The 19,017-nt window shown below is 71.7% G+C and carries 15 protein-coding genes; 14 read left to right on the plus strand and 1 reads right to left on the minus strand.

Features of this window, described 5'->3' with window-relative positions:
* Positions 1-2 precede the first annotated feature (2 nt).
* From ACGF5O_RS25910 to ACGF5O_RS25965, 12 genes are all read left to right on the plus strand, one after another.
* Positions 3-1,289, plus strand: coding sequence for a dihydroorotase (locus ACGF5O_RS25910; protein ID WP_393812237.1), 1,287 nt, complete (start codon positions 3-5; stop codon positions 1,287-1,289).
* Positions 1,286-1,855 (plus strand): hypothetical protein, encoded by a 570-nt coding sequence (locus ACGF5O_RS25915; protein ID WP_393812238.1) that lies wholly within the window; start codon positions 1,286-1,288, stop codon positions 1,853-1,855. Before ACGF5O_RS25910 ends, ACGF5O_RS25915 begins: the two co-directional genes overlap by 4 nt.
* Entirely contained in the window at positions 1,852-2,994 is a 1,143-nt protein-coding gene (gene carA / locus ACGF5O_RS25920; RefSeq protein WP_393812239.1) for a glutamine-hydrolyzing carbamoyl-phosphate synthase small subunit, read from the plus strand. The genes ACGF5O_RS25915 and carA overlap by 4 nt, the downstream gene beginning before the upstream one ends.
* Positions 2,987-6,298, plus strand: a complete 3,312-nt coding sequence (gene carB / locus ACGF5O_RS25925) for a carbamoyl-phosphate synthase large subunit (protein ID WP_393812240.1) — start codon at positions 2,987-2,989, stop codon at positions 6,296-6,298. The genes carA and carB overlap by 8 nt, the downstream gene beginning before the upstream one ends.
* A 129-nt stretch (positions 6,299-6,427) precedes the next feature.
* Positions 6,428-7,534: a quinone-dependent dihydroorotate dehydrogenase gene (locus tag ACGF5O_RS25930; protein WP_393812241.1), complete on the plus strand. Its 1,107-nt coding sequence runs from the start codon at positions 6,428-6,430 to the stop codon at positions 7,532-7,534.
* The gene (pyrF, locus tag ACGF5O_RS25935; protein ID WP_393812242.1) at positions 7,531-8,376 is read left to right on the plus strand and encodes an orotidine-5'-phosphate decarboxylase; all 846 of its coding nucleotides are present in this window, start codon (positions 7,531-7,533) and stop codon (positions 8,374-8,376) included. Before ACGF5O_RS25930 ends, pyrF begins: the two co-directional genes overlap by 4 nt.
* 278 nt (positions 8,377-8,654) lie before the next feature.
* Positions 8,655-8,978 (plus strand): integration host factor, encoded by a 324-nt coding sequence (locus tag ACGF5O_RS25940; RefSeq protein WP_003977346.1) that lies wholly within the window; start codon positions 8,655-8,657, stop codon positions 8,976-8,978.
* Between the two features lie 60 nt (positions 8,979-9,038).
* Positions 9,039-9,632 (plus strand): guanylate kinase, encoded by a 594-nt coding sequence (gene gmk / locus ACGF5O_RS25945; protein ID WP_393812243.1) that lies wholly within the window; start codon positions 9,039-9,041, stop codon positions 9,630-9,632.
* Positions 9,633-9,683: 51 nt separating this feature from the next.
* Positions 9,684-9,956, plus strand: coding sequence for a DNA-directed RNA polymerase subunit omega (rpoZ, locus tag ACGF5O_RS25950; RefSeq protein WP_005319902.1), 273 nt, complete (start codon positions 9,684-9,686; stop codon positions 9,954-9,956).
* 105 nt (positions 9,957-10,061) lie between these two features.
* Entirely contained in the window at positions 10,062-11,291 is a 1,230-nt protein-coding gene (gene coaBC, locus ACGF5O_RS25955) for a bifunctional phosphopantothenoylcysteine decarboxylase/phosphopantothenate--cysteine ligase CoaBC (protein ID WP_393812244.1), read from the plus strand.
* Positions 11,292-11,530: 239 nt separating this feature from the next.
* The gene (gene metK, locus ACGF5O_RS25960) at positions 11,531-12,739 is read left to right on the plus strand and encodes a methionine adenosyltransferase (RefSeq protein ID WP_393812245.1); all 1,209 of its coding nucleotides are present in this window, start codon (positions 11,531-11,533) and stop codon (positions 12,737-12,739) included.
* 308 nt (positions 12,740-13,047) lie between these two features.
* Positions 13,048-15,216, plus strand: coding sequence for a primosomal protein N' (locus ACGF5O_RS25965; RefSeq protein WP_393812246.1), 2,169 nt, complete (start codon positions 13,048-13,050; stop codon positions 15,214-15,216).
* Between the two features lie 205 nt (positions 15,217-15,421).
* On the opposite strand, the gene ACGF5O_RS25970 is transcribed toward ACGF5O_RS25965, so the two are convergent.
* Complete coding sequence (locus ACGF5O_RS25970) at positions 15,422-15,970, minus strand: hypothetical protein (protein ID WP_393812247.1); 549 nt, start codon at positions 15,968-15,970, stop codon at positions 15,422-15,424.
* Between the two features lie 518 nt (positions 15,971-16,488).
* Between ACGF5O_RS25970 and fmt the strand changes: the two genes are divergently transcribed.
* Positions 16,489-17,421: a methionyl-tRNA formyltransferase gene (fmt, locus tag ACGF5O_RS25975; protein ID WP_393812248.1), complete on the plus strand. Its 933-nt coding sequence runs from the start codon at positions 16,489-16,491 to the stop codon at positions 17,419-17,421.
* A 95-nt stretch (positions 17,422-17,516) separates the two neighbouring features.
* Complete coding sequence (locus tag ACGF5O_RS25980; protein ID WP_393812249.1) at positions 17,517-18,935, plus strand: RsmB/NOP family class I SAM-dependent RNA methyltransferase; 1,419 nt, start codon at positions 17,517-17,519, stop codon at positions 18,933-18,935.
* Positions 18,936-19,017 lie beyond the last annotated feature (82 nt).

Below are 19,017 nucleotides of genomic sequence, written 5' to 3' on the forward strand. Positions count from 1 at the left end.
CCATGAGCAAGATCCTGATCCGTGGTGCGAAGGTGCTCGGCGGTGAGCCGCAGGACGTACTGATCGACGGCGAGACGATCGCCGAGGTGGGCTCCGGTCTGTCCGCCGAGGGCGCCGAGGTCGTCGAGGCGGCCGGCAAGGTGCTGCTGCCGGGCCTCGTCGACCTCCACACCCACCTGCGCGAGCCCGGGCGCGAGGACTCCGAGACCGTGCTGACCGGCACGCGCGCGGCGGCCTCCGGCGGCTACACGGCCGTCTTCGCCATGGCCAACACCTTCCCGGTCGCCGACACCGCCGGCGTCGTCGAGCAGGTCTACCGGCTCGGCCAGGAGCACGGCTACTGCGACGTGCAGCCGATCGGCGCCGTCACCGTCGGCCTGGAGGGCCGGAAGCTCGCCGAGCTGGGCGCCATGCACGAGTCGGCCGCCGGGGTCACCGTCTTCTCCGACGACGGCAAGTGCGTCGACGACGCCGTGATCATGCGCCGCGCCCTGGAGTACGTGAAGGCCTTCGGCGGGGTCGTCGCCCAGCACGCCCAGGAGCCCCGGCTGACCGAGGGCGCCCAGATGAACGAGGGCGTCGTCTCCGCCGAGCTGGGGCTGGGCGGCTGGCCGGCCGTCGCCGAGGAGTCGGTCATCGCGCGCGACGTGCTGCTCGCCGAGCACGTGGGGTCGCGGGTGCACATCTGCCACCTGTCGACCGCCGGGTCCGTCGAGATCGTGCGCTGGGCCAAGTCCCGGGGCATCGACGTCACCGCCGAGGTCACCCCGCACCACCTGCTCCTCACCGACGAGCTGGTGCGGTCGTACAACCCGGTCTACAAGGTCAACCCGCCGCTGCGCACCGAGCGCGACGTGCTGGCCCTGCGCGAGGCCCTCGCCGACGGCACGATCGACATCGTCGCCACCGACCACGCCCCGCACCCGCACGAGGACAAGGACTGCGAGTGGGCCGCCGCCGCCATGGGGATGGTGGGCCTGGAGACCGCGCTGTCGGTGGTCCAGGAGACCATGGTGGACACAGGCCTGCTGACCTGGGCCGGCGTCGCCGACCGCATGTCCTTCAAGCCCGCGCGGATCGGACAGGCCGCCGGTCACGGCCGTCCCGTCTCGGCAGGCGAGCCCGCCAACCTCGCCCTCGTCGACACGGAATACCGTGGCCTGGTGGACCCCGCGGGCTTCGCCTCGCGCAGCCGCAACACCCCGTACGAGGGACGCGAGCTGCCGGGCCGTGTCACCCACACGTGGCTGCGGGGCAAGGCGACGCTCGTGGACGGGAAGCTGACGTGACACCTCTGATCCTGCTGGCCGACGAGAAGAAGTCGGCCACGGTCACCGACTGGTCCGCCCGCATCGGCTGGCTGGTCGGCCTCGCCCTGTTCGTCGCGCTCGTCTACTGGCTGATGCGCGAGGGCTGGAAGTGGCGCGGCACCCTCCAGGGCGACCTCCCGGAGCTGCCCACCGCGCCGGACGACCCCGGCGAGGCGAAACTGACCATGAGAGGCCGCTACCACGGCTCCACCACCGCCGGGCAGTGGCTGGACCGCATCGTGGCCCGCGGCCTCGGCTCCCGCAGCCGGGCCGAGCTCACCCTGACCGACGCGGGCCTGGACGTCGTACGCCCGGGCGCGACCGACTTCTTCATCCCCGCCGCCGCGCTCCGCGAGGCCCTGCTCGGCAAGGGCATCGCGGGCAAGGTCCTCACCGAGGGCGGACTCCTCGTGGTGACCTGGGCGCACGGCGACAAGCTGATCGACTCCGGTTTCCGCTCCGACCACGCGGCCGAGCACACCGAGTGGGTCGACGCCATCAACTCCATGATCAAGACACCCAGCACGGAAGGCGCCGAACGATGACGACCTCCACAAGGGGAACCGGCAAGGTTCCCGCGGTACTCGTCCTGGAGGACGGCCGGATCTTCCGCGGCCGCGCCTACGGGGCCGTGGGGGAGACCTTCGGCGAAGCCGTGTTCTCCACCGGCATGACCGGCTACCAGGAGACCCTGACCGACCCGTCGTACGACCGCCAGATCGTGGTCGCCACCGCCCCGCAGATCGGCAACACGGGGTGGAACGACGAGGACGACGAGTCCAGCCGCATCTGGGTCTCCGGCTACGTCGTGCGCGACCCCGCGCGCGTGCCCTCCAACTGGCGCGCCAAGCGTTCGCTCGACGCGGAACTGGTGGCGCAGGGCGTGGTCGGCATCTCCGGGATCGACACCCGCGCCCTCACCCGCCACCTCCGCGAGCGCGGCTCGATGCGCGCCGGCGTCTTCTCCGGCGAGGCGATGGCCACCGACGCCGAGCTCCTCGCGCGCGTGCAGGACCAGCCGCACATGAAGGGCGCCTCGCTGTACGAGGAGGTCGCCACCAAGGAGGCGTACGTCGTCCCCGCGGTCGGCGAGAAGCGGTTCACCGTCGCCGCGATCGACCTCGGCATCAAGGGCATGACCCCGCAGCGGATGGCCGAGCGCGGCATCGAGGTGCACGTGCTGCCCGCGACCGCCACCGAGGACGACGTGTACGCCGTCTCCCCGGACGGCGTGTTCTTCTCCAACGGCCCCGGCGACCCGGCCACGGCCGACGGCCCGGTGGCCCTGATGTCCGCCGTCCTGGCGCGGAGGACCCCGCTCTTCGGCATCTGCTTCGGCAACCAGATCCTCGGCCGCGCGCTCGGCTTCGGCACCTACAAGCTGAAGTACGGCCACCGGGGCATCAACCAGCCGGTCCAGGACCGTACGACCGGCAAGGTCGAGGTCACCGCGCACAACCACGGCTTCGCCGTCGACGCGCCGCTCGACCAGGTCAGCGAGACGAAGTTCGGCCGCGCCGAGGTCTCGCACGTCTGCCTCAACGACGACGTCGTGGAGGGGCTGCAGCTGCTCGACCAGCCGGCCTTCTCCGTCCAGTACCACCCCGAAGCGGCAGCAGGCCCGCACGACGCCGCCTACCTGTTCGACCGCTTCGTTTCCCTGATGGAGGGCCAGCGTGCCTAAGCGCACCGATATCCAGTCCGTCCTGGTCATCGGCTCCGGCCCGATCGTCATCGGCCAGGCCGCCGAGTTCGACTACTCAGGCACCCAGGCCTGCCGCGTGCTGCGGGCCGAGGGCCTCCGGGTCATCCTGGTCAACTCCAACCCGGCGACGATCATGACCGACCCGGAGATCGCCGACGCCACCTACGTCGAGCCGATCACCCCCGAGTTCGTCGAGAAGATCATCGCCAAGGAGCGCCCGGACGCGCTGCTGCCGACCCTGGGCGGCCAGACGGCCCTCAACACGGCCATCTCGCTCGACGAGAACGGTGTCCTCGCCAAGTACGGCGTCGAACTGATCGGCGCCAACGTCGAGGCCATCAACAAGGGCGAGGACCGCGACCTCTTCAAGGAAGTCGTGGAGGAGGTCCGCCGCAAGATCGGGTACGGCGAGTCCGCCCGGTCCGTCATCTGCCACACCATGGACGAGGTCGTCGCCGGCGTCGAGACGCTCGGCGGCGGCTACCCGGTCGTCGTCCGCCCCTCCTTCACCATGGGCGGCGCCGGCTCCGGCTTCGCGCACGACGAGGAGGAACTGCGCCGCATCGCGGGCCAGGGCCTCACGCTCTCCCCGACCACCGAGGTGCTCCTGGAGGAGTCCATCCTCGGCTGGAAGGAGTACGAGCTGGAGCTGATGCGCGACAAGCACGACAACGTCGTGGTCGTCTGCTCCATCGAGAACTTCGACCCGATGGGCGTGCACACCGGCGACTCCATCACCGTGGCGCCCTCGATGACGCTGACCGACCGCGAGTACCAGATCCTCCGCGACATCGGCATCGCCGTCATCCGCGAGGTCGGCGTCGACACAGGCGGCTGCAACATCCAGTTCGCGGTCAACCCCGAGGACGGTCGCGTGATCGTCATCGAGATGAACCCGCGCGTGTCGCGGTCCTCCGCGCTCGCCTCCAAGGCGACCGGATTCCCGATCGCGAAGATCGCCGCCAAGCTGGCCGTCGGCTACACGCTCGACGAGATCCCCAACGACATCACGCAGGAGACCCCGGCCTCCTTCGAGCCCACGCTCGACTACGTGGTCGTCAAGGCTCCGCGATTCGCGTTCGAGAAGTTCCCGTCCGCCGACTCCACGCTGACCACCACCATGAAGTCGGTCGGCGAGGCGATGGCCATCGGCCGCAACTTCCCGGAGGCCTTCCAGAAGGCGCTGCGCTCGCTGGAGAAGAAGGGCAGCCAGTTCACCTTCGTCGGCGACCCCGGCGACAAGGAAGCGCTGCTGCACGAGGCGGTACGGCCCACCGACGGCCGGATCAACACCGTCATGCAGGCCATCCGCGCGGGCGCCACGCCCGAGGAGGTCTTCGAGTTCACGAAGATCGACCCCTGGTTCGTCGACCAGCTCTTCCTGATCAAGGAGATCGCCGACGAACTGGCCGAGGCGCCGGAGCTGAGCGCCGAGCTGATCGCCGACGCCAAGCGGCACGGCTTCTCCGACCAGCAGATCGCCGAGATCCGCGGCCTGCGCGAGGACGTCGTCCGCGAGGTCCGGCACGCGCTGGGGGTCCGCCCGATCTACAAGACGGTCGACACCTGCGCCGCCGAGTTCGCCGCGAAGACGCCGTACTTCTACTCCTCCTACGACGAGGAGACCGAGGTCGCGCCGCGCGAGAAGCCAGCCGTCATCATCCTGGGCTCCGGGCCCAACCGCATCGGCCAGGGCATCGAGTTCGACTACTCGTGCGTGCACGCGTCCTTCGCGCTGAGCGACGCGGGCTACGAGACGGTGATGGTCAACTGCAACCCGGAGACCGTCTCCACCGACTACGACACCTCCGACCGGCTGTACTTCGAGCCGCTCACGCTGGAGGACGTGCTGGAGATCGTGCACGCCGAGCAGCAGGCCGGTCCGGTCGCGGGCGTGGTCGTGCAGCTGGGCGGCCAGACCCCGCTGGGCCTGTCCCAGGCGCTCAAGGACAACGGCGTGCCGATCGTGGGTACGTCCCCCGAGGCGATCCACGCGGCCGAGGACCGGGGCGCCTTCGGGCGGGTCCTCGCCGAGGCGGGCCTGCCGGCCCCCAAGCACGGCACGGCCACCACCTTCGCCGAGGCCAAGGCCATCGCCGACGAGATCGGCTACCCGGTGCTCGTCCGGCCGTCGTACGTCCTCGGCGGGCGCGGCATGGAGATCGTCTACGACGAGACCCGCCTCGCCTCCTACATCGCCGAGTCGACCGAGATCAGCCCCACCCGGCCGGTCCTCGTCGACCGGTTCCTGGACGACGCGATCGAGATCGACGTCGACGCGCTCTACGACGGCCAGGAGCTCTACCTCGGCGGCGTCATGGAGCACATCGAGGAGGCCGGCATCCACTCCGGCGACTCGGCGTGCGCCCTGCCGCCGATCACCCTGGGCGGCTTCGACATCAAGCGGCTGCGGGCCTCGACCGAGGCCATCGCGCGCGGGGTCGGCGTACGCGGTCTGATCAACATCCAGTTCGCGATGGCCGGGGACATCCTCTACGTCCTCGAAGCCAACCCGCGCGCGTCCCGCACGGTTCCCTTCACCTCGAAGGCGACCGCGGTGCCGCTGGCGAAGGCCGCCGCCCGGATCTCGCTGGGCGCGACCGTCGCCGAACTGCGCGCCGAGGGCCTGCTCCCGGCCCGTGGCGACGGCGGTGAACTGCCGTTCGACGCGCCGATCTCCGTCAAGGAGGCCGTCATGCCGTGGTCGCGGTTCCGCGACATCCACGGGCGGGGCGTGGACACGGTCCTCGGCCCGGAGATGCGCTCCACGGGCGAGGTCATGGGCATCGACTCGGTCTTCGGCACGGCGTACGCCAAGTCGCAGGCCGGGGCGTACGGGCCGCTGCCCACCAAGGGCCGCGCGTTCATCTCCGTCGCCAACCGCGACAAGCGCTCCATGATCTTCCCGGCGCGCGAGCTGGTCGCCCACGGCTTCGAGCTGCTGGCCACCTCCGGCACGGCCGAGGTGCTCAAGCGCAACGGCATCAACGCGACCGTCGTCCGCAAGCAGTCGGAGGGGGTCGGCCCCAACGGCGAGAGGACGATCGTGCAGCTCGTCCACGACGGCGAGGTGGACCTCATCGTCAACACGCCGTACGGGACGGGGGGTCGCCTGGACGGGTACGAGATCCGGACGGCCGCGGTGGCCCGGTCGGTGCCGTGTCTGACGACCGTGCAGGCGCTGGCCGCGGCCGTGCAGGGTATTGACGCGCTGAACCACGGGGACGTGGGGGTGCGGTCGCTTCAGGAGCATGCGGAGCGATTGACTGCGGCGCGGGACTGAAAGGTCGTACTGAGGCTGCGGGCCGGTTGTGGCCGGTCGCGCAGTTCCCCGCGCCCCTGGAGGGGCGCTTGCCCAGCTGTCCGTGAGGGGGGCACCGGAGATCGGTGTCCCCCTTGGCATGAGGACGTCATGTACAAGATCTTTTTCCAGCTCGTCTTCCGGCGGATGGATCCCGAGGCCGCGCACCACCTAGCCTTCCGGTGGATCCGGCTCGCCGCCCGTATCCCCGTGCTGCGCACGTTCGTCGCTGCCGCGCTCGCGCCCCGCTACAAGGAGCTGCGCACCGAGGCCTTCGGGCTGCGGATGCACGGGCCGTTCGGGCTGGCCGCCGGGTTCGACAAGAACGCGGTCGCCGTCGACGGCATGTCGATGCTCGGGTTCGACCATGTCGAGATCGGGACCGTGACCGGGGAGGCGCAGCCGGGCAATCCTCGGAAGCGGCTGTTCCGGCTCGTCGGCGACCGGGCGCTGATCAACCGGATGGGGTTCAACAACGACGGCTCGCTGACCGTCGCCGCGCGGCTGGCGACCCGTGAGGCCGTGTTCAGGACCGTCGTGGGCGTCAACATCGGCAAGACCAAGGTGGTACCGGAGGCCGAGGCCGTCGGCGACTACGTGAAGTCCGCCGAGCGGCTCGCGCCGTACGCCGACTACCTGGTCGTGAACGTGTCGTCGCCGAACACACCGGGGCTGCGCAACCTTCAGGCCACCGAGGCGCTCAGGCCGCTGCTCAGCGCCGTGCGCGAGGCCGCCGACCGCGTGGCGGCCAACCGCCGGGTGCCGCTGCTGGTGAAGATCGCGCCGGACCTCGCCGACGAGGACGTCGACGCCGTCGCCGACCTGGCTGTGGAGCTGGGTCTGGACGGGATCATCGCGACCAACACCACCGTCGCGCGGGAGCGGCTGGGGCTGCGGTCCGACCCCGCCCTGGTGAAGGAGACCGGAGGACTCTCCGGGGCGCCGCTCAAGGCGCGCTCCCTGGAGGTGCTGCGGCGGCTGTACGCGCGCGTGGGCGACCGGATCACCCTGGTGGGCGTCGGCGGCATCGAGAACGCCGAGGACGCCTGGCAGCGGATCCTGGCCGGTGCCACGCTGGTGCAGGGCTACAGCGCCTTCATCTACGAGGGGCCCTTCTGGGCCCGCGCCGTCCACAAGGGCCTCGCGGCACGCCTGCGCACCAGCCCGTACGCCACCCTCGCCGACGCGGTCGGCGCCGACGTGAGGAAGACCGTATGAGCCCGTTGGAGCCCTTCGGCGCGCGGCTGCGCCGCGTCATGGACGAGCGCGGTCCGCTGTGCGTCGGTATCGACCCGCACGCCTCACTGCTCACCGAGTGGGGTCTGAACGACGACGTGGCGGGCCTGGAGCGGTTCAGCCGTACCGTCGTGGAGGCGGTGGCCGACCGGGTCGCCGTGATGAAGCCGCAGAGCGCGTTCTTCGAGCGGTTCGGCTCGCGAGGGATCGCCGTCCTGGAACGGGTGGTGGAGGAGGCGCGGGCGGCCGGGACGCTGGTCGTGATGGACGCCAAGCGCGGCGACATCGGCTCGACCATGGCCGGGTACGCGGAGGCCTTCCTGAGCAAGGACGCCCCGCTGTTCTCGGACGCCCTGACCGTCTCCCCGTACCTCGGCTACGGCTCGCTCAGCCCGGCCGTCGCGCTGGCCCGGGAGACCGGGGCCGGCCTGTTCGTGCTGGCGCTCACCTCCAACCCGGAGGGGCCCGAGGTGCAGCACGCGGTGCGTGCCGACGGGCGCACGGTCGGCGCCACCGTGCTGGCCCATCTGGCCGCCGAGAACGCGGGGGAGGAGCCGCTTGGTTCCTTCGGCGCCGTCGTCGGCGCCACGGTCGGCGACCTGTCGTCGTACGACCTCGACATCAACGGTCCGCTCCTCGCGCCGGGCGTCGGCGCGCAAGGGGCGACTGCGGCCGATCTTCCCGCGGTCTTCGGGGCTTCGGTGCGCAACGTGGTTCCAAACGTGAGCCGAGGTGTTTTGCGTCACGGTCCCGATGTCGGGGCCCTGCGGGCGGCCGCGGACCGGTTCGCGGGCGAGATCCGGGATGTCGTCGCAGGTCGGTGAGGGCTCCGACGGGACTCCGGAGACTGCTCCGGCGAGCACTTCGGCGACCGCCCGATCGTGAATACATCCTCAAATCCGGGGCAATATGTCTGAAATGTCTGGCCTGACGGAGGCTGACCAGGACTTTTCCGCTGTTCTCGCTGACTCCGGCGGACTTGCCCGCTAGTCTCCGAGCAGAGTCAACGGGCAAGCGTGTTGCTCGTAGCTCCCCAGGTGTGGGGCGACTAGGTTCCTCACCGGTCCGTATCCGACAGTTCGACATCCGAGGTGACGTAGGCGTGGCTCTTCCGCCCCTTACCCCTGAACAGCGCGCAGCCGCGCTCGAAAAGGCCGCCGCGGCTCGCCGGGAGCGGGCCGAGGTCAAGAATCGACTCAAGCACTCCGGCGCCTCTCTCCACGAGGTCATCAAGCAGGGCCAGGAAAACGACGTCATCGGCAAGATGAAGGTCTCCGCCCTGCTCGAGTCCCTGCCGGGCGTGGGCAAGGTCCGCGCCAAGCAGATCATGGAGCGACTCGGGATCTCCGAGAGCCGCCGCGTGCGTGGCCTCGGTTCCAACCAGATCGCATCCCTGGAGCGCGAGTTCGGCAGCACCGGCTCCTGATCACGGGGCCGTCCGGGAGGGCCGTCCCGGACGGCCTGCGATTGCTGGAATAATCGCTGCATGGCTGCAACATTCCGGGGGACGACCCCCGAGCCCCCGGACGAACGTCCGCGGCTGACCGTGCTCTCCGGCCCCTCCGGGGTCGGCAAGAGCACGGTCGTCGCCCATATGCGCAAGGAGCACCCCGAGGTCTGGCTCTCGGTGTCGGCTACCACGCGCAAGCCTCGCCCCGGCGAGAAGCACGGCGTCCACTACTTCTTCGTCTCCGACGAGGAGATGGACAAACTGATCGCCAACGGCGAACTCCTGGAGTGGGCCGAATTCGCCGGCAACCGCTACGGCACCCCGCGACAGGCGGTCCTTGAGCACCTGGAGTCCGGTGTCCCGGTCCTCCTGGAGATCGACCTCCAGGGCGCCCGGCAGGTCCGCGAGACCATGCCGGAGGGCCGGCTGGTCTTCCTGGCCCCTCCCTCCTGGGAGGAGCTGGTGCGCAGGCTCACCGGGCGCGGCACCGAGGCGCCCGAGGTGATCGAGCGGCGGCTGGACGCGGCCAAGGTCGAGCTCGCGGCCGAGCCGGAGTTCGACGAAACCCTGGTCAATACCTCTGTCAAGGACGTGGCGCGCGAGCTGCTAGCCTTGATGGACGTTGTGTGATCGTTGCTGATCATTCAGACTGAATCTTTCCCACCCATCGGAAGGCAGAGCGTGTCCTCTTCCATCACCGCGCCCGAGGGCATCATCAACCCTCCGATCGACGAGCTCCTCGAGGCCACCGACTCGAAGTACAGCCTCGTGATCTACGCGGCCAAGCGTGCCCGTCAGATCAACGCGTACTACTCGCAGCTCGGCGAGGGCCTCCTCGAGTACGTCGGTCCGCTCGTCGACACCCACGTCCACGAGAAGCCGCTCTCCATCGCCCTGCGCGAGATCAACGCGGGTCTGCTGACGTCCGAGGCCATCGAGGGCCCGGCGCAGTAGCACTGCGGTGCAACCGCGACTGGTCGCGGTAGTACTTTCGTATTGCGGTTGACTTATCCACAGGCCCGGCAGCCGACTGCCGGGCCTGTGGTGTGTGATGGCGTCATGGATTCGACGAGTGGAGGCCCGGTGGGCAAGCCGAAGGTCGTGCTGGGGGTCAGCGGCGGCATCGCCGCGTACAAGGCCTGTGAGCTGCTGAGGAGGTTCACCGAGTCGGGCCACGACGTCCGGGTCGTGCCCACCGCCTCCGCGCTGCACTTCGTCGGCGCCGCGACCTGGTCCGCCCTCTCCGGCAACCCGGTCTCCACCGAGGTCTGGGACCACGTCGAGGAGGTCCCGCACGTCCGTATCGGCCAGCACGCCGATCTGGTCGTCGTCGCCCCCGCCACCGCCGACATGCTCGCCAAGGCGGCCCACGGCCTCGCCGACGACCTGCTCACCAACACCCTCCTCACCGCCCGCTGCCCGGTCGTCTTCGCCCCGGCGATGCACACGGAGATGTGGGAGCACCCGGCCACCCAGGAGAACGTGGCCACGCTGCGCCGCCGCGGCGCCGTCGTGATCGAGCCGGCGGTCGGCCGCCTCACCGGCGTCGACACCGGAAAGGGCCGCTTCCCCGACCCGGCGGAGATCTTCGAGGCCTGCCGCCGTGTCCTCGCGAGAGGAGCGGCGGAGCCCGACCTGGCCGGCCGCCACGTCGTCGTCTCCGCCGGCGGCACCCGCGAGCCCCTCGACCCGGTCCGCTTCCTCGGCAACCGTTCCTCCGGCAAGCAGGGCTACGCCCTCGCCCGCACGGCCGCCGCCCGGGGAGCCAGGGTGACCCTGGTCGCCGCGAACACCACAGCGCTGCCCGAACCGGCCGGCGTGGACGTCGTCCCGGTCGGTACGGCCGTACAGCTGCGGGAGGCCGTGCTGAAGGCGGCGGCCGACGCCGACGCCGTGGTGATGGCCGCCGCCGTCGCCGACTTCCGCCCCGCGGTCTACGCGGCCGGGAAGATCAAGAAGAAGGACGGCCAGGAACCCGAGCCGATCGTCCTGGTGCGGAATCCGGACATCCTCGCGGAGATCTCGGCCGACCGGGCGCGGTCCGGACAGGTGATCGTCGGCTTCGCCGCGGAGACCGACGACGTCCTCGCCAACGGGCGGACCAAGCTGGCGCGCAAGGGCTGCGACCTGCTGGTGGTGAACGAGGTGGGGGAGCGGAAGACCTTCGGCTCCGAGGAGAACGAGGCCGTGGTGCTCGGCGCCGACGGCAGCGAGACGCCCGTGCCACACGGGCCGAAGGAGGCTCTCGCCGACATCGTGTGGGATCTGGTGGCGGCCCGTCTGCGTTGACTTATTTCAGCCATATGTCAACTTTCCCGGACGCGACATTGCGGTGCGGGGACTCTGGTCAAGGCCGCCGACCATTGGGCAGAATGCCCGTGCCGCAGGTCACAGCACTTCCGAGTGTCGAGACAGGTAGGCCGGCGGCCGAGTGCGACCGATAAACTGTTCTCGGACGGTGCCCGGGTGCAGCCCCCGTGTCGTCCGCCAATGATCAGACAGCAGCCGCTGCAACCCCAGGGAGCGTTGTGTCCCGTCGCCTGTTCACCTCGGAGTCCGTGACCGAGGGTCACCCCGACAAGATCGCTGACCAGATCAGCGACACCATTCTCGACGCGCTTCTGCGCGAGGACCCGACCTCCCGGGTCGCCGTCGAGACGCTGATCACCACCGGCCTGGTGCACGTGGCCGGCGAGGTCACGACCAAGACGTACGCGGACATCGCGACGCTGGTCCGCAACAAGATCCTGGAGATCGGCTACGACTCCTCGAAGAAGGGCTTCGACGGCGCCTCCTGCGGCGTCTCGGTCTCCATCGGCGCGCAGTCCCCGGACATCGCCCAGGGCGTGGACACGGCGTACGAGAACCGGGTCGAGGGCGACGAGGACGAGCTCGACAAGCAGGGCGCCGGCGACCAGGGCCTGATGTTCGGCTACGCCACGGACGAGACGCCGACCCTGATGCCGCTCCCGATCTTCCTGGCGCACCGCCTCTCCAAGCGCCTCTCCGAGGTCCGCAAGAACGGCACCATCCCCTACCTGCGCCCCGACGGCAAGACGCAGGTCACCATCGAGTACGACGGCGACAAGGCCGTCCGCCTCGACACGGTCGTGGTCTCCAGCCAGCACGCCTCCGACATCGACCTGGAGTCGCTGCTCGCCCCCGACATCCGCGAGTTCGTCGTGGAGCCGGAGCTGAAGGCGCTGCTGGACGACGGCATCAAGCTCGACACCGAGAACTACCGCCTGCTGGTCAACCCGACCGGCCGCTTCGAGATCGGCGGCCCGATGGGCGACGCCGGCCTCACCGGCCGCAAGATCATCATCGACACCTACGGCGGCATGGCCCGCCACGGCGGCGGTGCCTTCTCCGGCAAGGACCCGTCCAAGGTCGACCGCTCGGCCGCCTACGCCATGCGCTGGGTCGCCAAGAACGTCGTCGCCGCCGGCCTGGCGGCCCGCTGCGAGGTCCAGGTCGCCTACGCGATCGGCAAGGCCGAGCCGGTGGGTCTCTTCGTCGAGACCTTCGGCACCGCCAAGATCGACCACGAGAAGATCGAGAAGGCGATCGACGAGGTCTTCGACCTGCGTCCGGCCGCGATCATCCGCGACCTCGACCTGCTCCGCCCGATCTACGCCCAGACCGCCGCGTACGGCCACTTCGGCCGCGAGCTTCCCGACTTCACCTGGGAGCGCACGGACCGCGTGGACGCCCTGCGCACGGCCGCGGGCCTGTAACCCCCGGAAACCCGCCGCCGAGGCCCGGCTTCCCCACGGTGGAGCCGGGCCTCGGCGCGTCCGGGGAGACCGGGGGAATCGTCGCGTCCCGGGTGCCGCGGAAATCGGCTGGCCGCCGGGAAGGCGTGATCGGTACGGTGAGGCCCTCCCGGTGCGATGGCCGCGGTTACTTCCGTGGAGTGCGCCCGTGGCGCGCGGTGAAGCTGGTGTTCCGACCGCTGCCGGACTGATCTCGGGAGACCTGGGCCGCCCGTCCGAGTGCGCTCGGGCGGCGTCGGCTGTCAGTGGTGTTTGGTAAGAATGCAAGGGTGAGCAGCGAGAACGGGCAGGGGGGCGGCGGCGCCGGAGGGGCGCCGCCGGAGCAGCTCGCGCTCATCCGGGAGAGCATGCGGGAGGCCAGGGCGCCGCGGGCCAAGCCGCGGACCTGGCGGGGGGCCGCGCTGGCCGAGCGGTTGCCGGTCGCGCGGGTGCTCGTGGACAAGGGCGTGCTCCATCTAGACCGGTACTTCGACTACGCCGTCCCCGCCGAGCTGGACGCCGAGGCGCAGCCGGGGGTGCGGGTCCGGGTCCGGTTCGGGGCCGGGCGGCACCGGGTGCGGGACGGGCGCCGCGAGGGCGGAGGGCTCATCGACGGGTTCCTGGTCGAGCGGCTCGCCGAGTCCGACTACTCGGGACCGCTGGCCGCCCTGGCCCAGGTGGTGTCGCCCGAGCCGGTGCTGAGCGAGGAACTGCTGCGGCTCGCAAGGGCGGTAGCCGACCGGTATGCCGGGAGCCTCGCCGACGTCCTGCAGCTGGCCGTGCCGCCGCGCAGTGCGCGGGCCGAGAAGCGCCCGTCGCCCGAGCCGCTGCCGCCCCCTCCCGTGCCGGGCGCCGGAAGCTGGTCGCGGTACGAGCACGGGCCCGCCTTCGTCGAGTCGCTGGCCTCCGGCGGCGCGCCCCGCGCGGTGTGGAACGCGCTGCCGGGACCCGGGTGGAGCGACGAGATCGCCCGCGCCGTCGCCGCCACGCTCGCCTCGGGACGCGGCGCGCTCGTCGTCGTACCGGACGGGCGGGCCGCCGCGCGGGTCGATGCCGCGCTGACCGAGGTACTGGGCGAAGGGCGGCACGCGCTGCTCACGGCCGACGCCGGGCCCGAGAAGCGGTACGCGCAGTGGCTCGCGGTCAGCCGTGGGTCGGTGCGGGCCGTCGTCGGGACGCGGGCGGCCATGTTCGCGCCCGTGCGGGACCTCGGGCTCGTCGCGATCTGGGACGACGGGGACGACAGCCACAGCGAGCAGCACGCGCCGCAGCCGCATGCGCGGGATGTGCTGCTCCTGCGGGCGGCGCTGGACAAGTGCGCCTTTCTGCTCGGGAGTTGGAGCTGCACGGTGGAGGCCGCGCAGCTCGTGGAGAACGGCTGGGCGCGGCCCCTGGTGGCGGGGCGGGAACAGGTGCGCGGGGCCGCGCCGCTGGTGCGGACGGTCGGGGACGGGGACCTGGCCCGGGACGAGGCCGCACGGGCCGCGCGGCTGCCGACACTCGCCTGGCAGGCCGTCCGGGACGGGCTGCGGCACGGGCCGGTGCTGGTGCAGGTGCCCCGACGGGGGTATGTGCCGCGGATGGCCTGCGCCCAGTGCCGGGCGCCGGCGCGCTGCCGGCACTGCGCCGGTCCGCTGGAGGCGCGGGACGCCGGAGCACTGGAGTGCGGGTGGTGCGGGCGGGCGGAGAGCGACTGGCACTGCCCCGAGTGCGGCGGTTTCCGGCTGCGGGCCCAGGTGGTCGGGGCCCGGCGGACCGCCGAGGAGCTGGGGCGGGCGTTTCCCGCCGTACCCGTACGGACCTCGGGGCGCGAGCAGGTGCTGGACACCGTGCCGGGGACGCCCGCGCTGGTGGTGAGCACTCCGGGTGCGGAGCCGGTGGCCGAGGGCGGCTATGCGGCGGCCCTGCTGCTGGACGGCTGGGCGATGCTCGGCCGGCCCGACCTGCGGGCCGGTGAGGACGCGCTGCGCCGGTGGATCGCGGCCGGGGCGCTGGTGCGGCCGCAGGCGGACGGGGGGACCGTGGTCGTCGTCGCGGAGCCGACGCTGCGCCCCGTGCAGGCGTTGGTGCGGTGGGATCCCGTCGGGCACGCGGTGCGGGAGCTGGCCGAGCGGGCGGAGCTGGGGTTTCCGCCGGTGTCGCGGATGGCGGCGGTGTCGGGGACGGCGGAGGCACTCGCCGAGTTCCTCGGTACGGCCGAACTGCCGTCGGATGCGGAGCTGTTGGGGCCGGTTCCGGTGCCCGTGACACGGGCCGGGGCGCCTCGGCGGGCGGGTGCGCCGCCGCCCGGCGAGCACTGGGAGCGGGCGCTGGTACGGGTACCGCCGGGGAGCGGGGCGGCGCTGGCCGCCGCGCTGAAGTCGGCTCAGGCCGCGCGGATGGCGCGGGGGAGCGGGAGCGGCGGGAGTGGGAACGGGGAGGCGGTTCGGGTGCGGATCGATCCGCCGGACATCGGGTGAGCCCGCAGACGGCTGCCCTCCCGGACGCTTGCCGGGAGGGCAGGAGCGGGCGGGTCGGCCCTTGAGGTCAGCCGTGGTGTCGGCCGGTCCTTGCGGACGTCGGCCGTTGCGTGTGTCAGCGGTTGCGCGTGACAGCCGTTGCCTGGGACCGCTGGTTCGGGTGTCAGCCGTTGTGTGTCAGTCGTGCCGTGTCAGCCGTTGCGCGTCAGCCGTTCCGCGGGCCGGGGAAGGCCGTCGGCCTGGCCTCGTCGCGGAGGGTGGGGCTGCCTGCGGTCGGCTGGGTCGGCATGGAGCGGGCGGCCGGGACCGTGGGTACCGTGGGCAGGCCGCCGCCCACGTTGATCGTGCGGGTGCCCGACGCTTCCGTGGACCGGTCGGGATCGGCGGTGGCCGTGGTCTGGGCCGTGGTGCGGCGGGCGCCGTAACGGCGGTGCACCGCCTGCTTGGTGACTCCGAGCGCGGAGCCCACCGCGTCCCACGAGAAGCCGAGCGAACGGTCGAAGTCCACGGCGGCCGTGACCAGGGTTTCGACACTGTCCCGGAGTTCCTGGGCGAGCCGGACCGTCGGGGCGGGGGCACGTCCGTAGACGACGAAGCCCGTGGACGGGCCGGAGCGGCGCGGGCGGTATACGTTGCCCAACTGGGCGGTGAGCGTGCGTAGTGCGTCCACCTGGCGGCGGACCCGCTCGATGTCCCGCACCAGCAAGTGCAGGCTGGCCCGGGCCTGGGCGTCGTGGGTTGCGTGGTCGGCCATGAACAAGCCTCTCGAACCGGCGTTGAAAGGAATGGGCCGCGTATGCGGCCCGTTGTGGTCAACTCTCTCTTGACCAACGCGTGGGCGCTCCGCTGGTCACGGTGTGGGGGCGTATGGGCATATGCGTACGCCGTGCGGCGGGGGTTGCACCACCGGGGAGCTCTCCCACCCGCGCACCACCCGCCCCGGTCGGCAGAGAGGTCGAGCGACCTGTGGGGGTACTCGCCGTCGGCGGTTTGCGGCTTCGTCGGCTGTTGCCGGTCGCCTCTCCGCACCGCGCTTTCCGGTTGGGAGGGAGGTCGAGCGACCTGTGGGGGTACTCGCCGTCGGCGGTTTGCGGCTTCGTCGGCTGTTGCCGGTCGCCTCTCCGCACCGCGCTTTCCGGTTGGGAGGGAGGACGCGCGGACTGTGGGGTGTTCGCCGTTGGCCGGTTGTGGGCCGCGGGCGGGGGCTGGTTGTTCCGGCATAGACTTGTTTGTTGCCCGTGTTGATGCCGTTCGAGAGGCTCTCAGTCGCCCATGAAGCTTGTCTTCGCCGGTACCCCCGAAGTCGCCGTTCCTGCTCTGGACGCTCTCATCTCGTCCGGACGGCACGAGGTGGCCGCCGTGGTCACGCGGCCCGACGCGCCGGCCGGGCGGGGACGCAGGCTGGTCGCTTCGCCCGTGGCCGAGCGGGCGATGGAGGCCGGGATCGAGGTGCTGAGGCCGCTCAAGCCGCGCGAGCCGGAGTTCCTGGAGCGGCTGAAGGAGATCGGGCCGGACTGCTGCCCGGTGGTGGCCTACGGTGCCCTGCTGCCCCGGGTCGCGCTCGACGTGCCCGTCCACGGCTGGGTCAACCTGCACTTCTCGCTGCTTCCCGCCTGGCGCGGGGCGGCTCCCGTGCAGCACTCCATCATGGCGGGCGACGAGATCACGGGTGCCTCCACCTTCCTCATCGAGGAGGGGCTCGACTCCGGGCCCGTCTACGGGACCGTCACCGAGGAGATCCGGCCCACCGACACCAGCGGTGACCTGCTGACCCGGCTCGCCTTCGCCGGGTCCGGACTGCTCGCCGCGACCATGGACGGCATCGAGGACGGCACGCTCAAGGCCGTACCGCAGCCCGCCGAGGGGATCACCCTCGCGCCGAAGATCACCGTCGAGGACGCGAAAATCGAGTGGTCGACGCCTGCGATGAGGGTCGACCGGGTGGTGCGGGGCTGCACCCCGGCCCCCGGTGCCTGGACCACCTTCCGCGGCGAGCGGCTCAAGCTCATCCACGTCACGCCGGTGCCCGACCGGACCGACCTCGCCCCCGCCGAGGTCGCCGTCGGGAAGAACAGCGTGCACGTCGGGACGGGGTCGTACGCCGTGGAACTGCTCTGGGTACAGGCCCAGGGCAAGAAGCCGATGCGGGCCGCCGACTGGGCACGTGGCGTGCGCATCGGCGCCGGGGAGACCCTCGGCGCCTGAGCCCCTTTCCTGGCCGACTTCCCCACCAGCGGCTTTCCGGCGTACGCGGCGTACGCTGGTAGTCGCCTCATTCCCATACCCGGAGCACCTTTTTCGTGAGCGAGCAGTCCCGGCGGCCGCGCAGGCCCGCCAAGCCATACCGCCGTCCTCAGAAGGACCCCGTCCGCATCCTCGCCTTCGAGGCGCTGCGCGCCGTGGACGAGCGGGACGCGTACGCCAACCTCGTGCTGCCGCCGCTGCTGCGCAAGGCCCGGGAGCAGGGCGACTTCGACGGGCGGGACGCCGCGCTCGCGACCGAGCTGGTGTACGGGACGCTGCGCCGGCAGGGGACGTACGACGCGATCATCGCCGAGTGCGTCGACCGGCCGTTGCGCGAGGTGGACCCGCCGGTGCTGGACGTGCTCAGTCTGGGTGTGCACCAGCTGCTCGGGACCCGGATTCCCAGCCACGCCGCCGTCTCCGCCTCCGTCGAGCTGGCCAGGGTGGTGCTGGGCGACGGGCGGGCCAAGTTCGTCAACGCCGTGCTCCGCAAGGTCGCGCAGGACGATCTCGACGGTTGGATCGCGAAGGTCGCGCCCCCGTACGACCAGGACCCCGAGGACCATCTCGCCGTCGTGCACTCGCACCCCCGGTGGGTCGTCTCCGCGCTCTGGGACTCCCTGGGGGGCGGACGCGCGGGGATCGAGGAACTGCTGGCCGCCGACAACGAGCGGCCCGAGGTGACGCTGGTCGCCCGGCCGGGCCGGGCCACCACCGAGGAACTTCTCGGTGAGGAGGCCGCCGTGGCGGGGCGCTGGTCGCCGTATGCCGTGCGGCTCGCCGAGGGCGGTGAGCCCGGTGCCATCACGGCCGTGCGGGAGGGCCGGGCCGGGGTGCAGGACGAGGGCAGCCAGCTGGTCGCGCTCGCGCTCGCCAACGCGCCGGTCGAGGGGCCGGACGCGAAGTGGCTCGACGGCTGCGCCGGACCCGGCGGCAAGGCCGCGCTGCTCGCCGCGCTCGCCGCCGAGCGGGGCGCGGTGCTGCTCGCCTCCGAGAAGCAGCCGCACCGGGCCGGGCTGGTCGAGAAGGCGCTGCACGGCAACCCGGGGCAGTACCAGGTCATCGCCGCCGACGGCACCCGGCCGCCGTGGCGCGCAGGCACCTTCGACCGGGTCCTGATGGACGTCCCCTGCACGGGCCTGGGCGCGCTGCGGCGCCGCCCGGAGGCACGGTGGCGGCGCCGTCCCGAGGACCTCGACAACTTCGGTCCGCTGCAGCGGGCCTTGTTGCGTACCGCGATCGACTCGGTGCGGGTGGGCGGGGTGGTCGGGTACGCCACGTGTTCCCCGCATCTGGCGGAGACGCGGGCGGTGGTCCAGGACGTGCTGAAGCAGCGGCCGGAGACGGAGCTGGTGGACGCGCGGCCGTTGCTGCCGGGGGTGCCGGAGCTGGGCGACGGGCCGGACGTGCAGCTGTGGCCGCACGTGCACGGCACGGATGCGATGTATCTGGCGCTGATCCGGAGGACTGGCTGAGGCGGGGGGTGGGGACGCTCACCGGCGCTTGCCGGGTGCCGCCGCGCCCACCCGTGCCGCCCCAGCGGCACGACTGCCCGCA

This window comes from Streptomyces sp. NPDC048291, assembly GCF_043201715.1.
Taxonomy (GTDB): Bacteria; Actinomycetota; Actinomycetes; order Streptomycetales; family Streptomycetaceae; genus Streptomyces.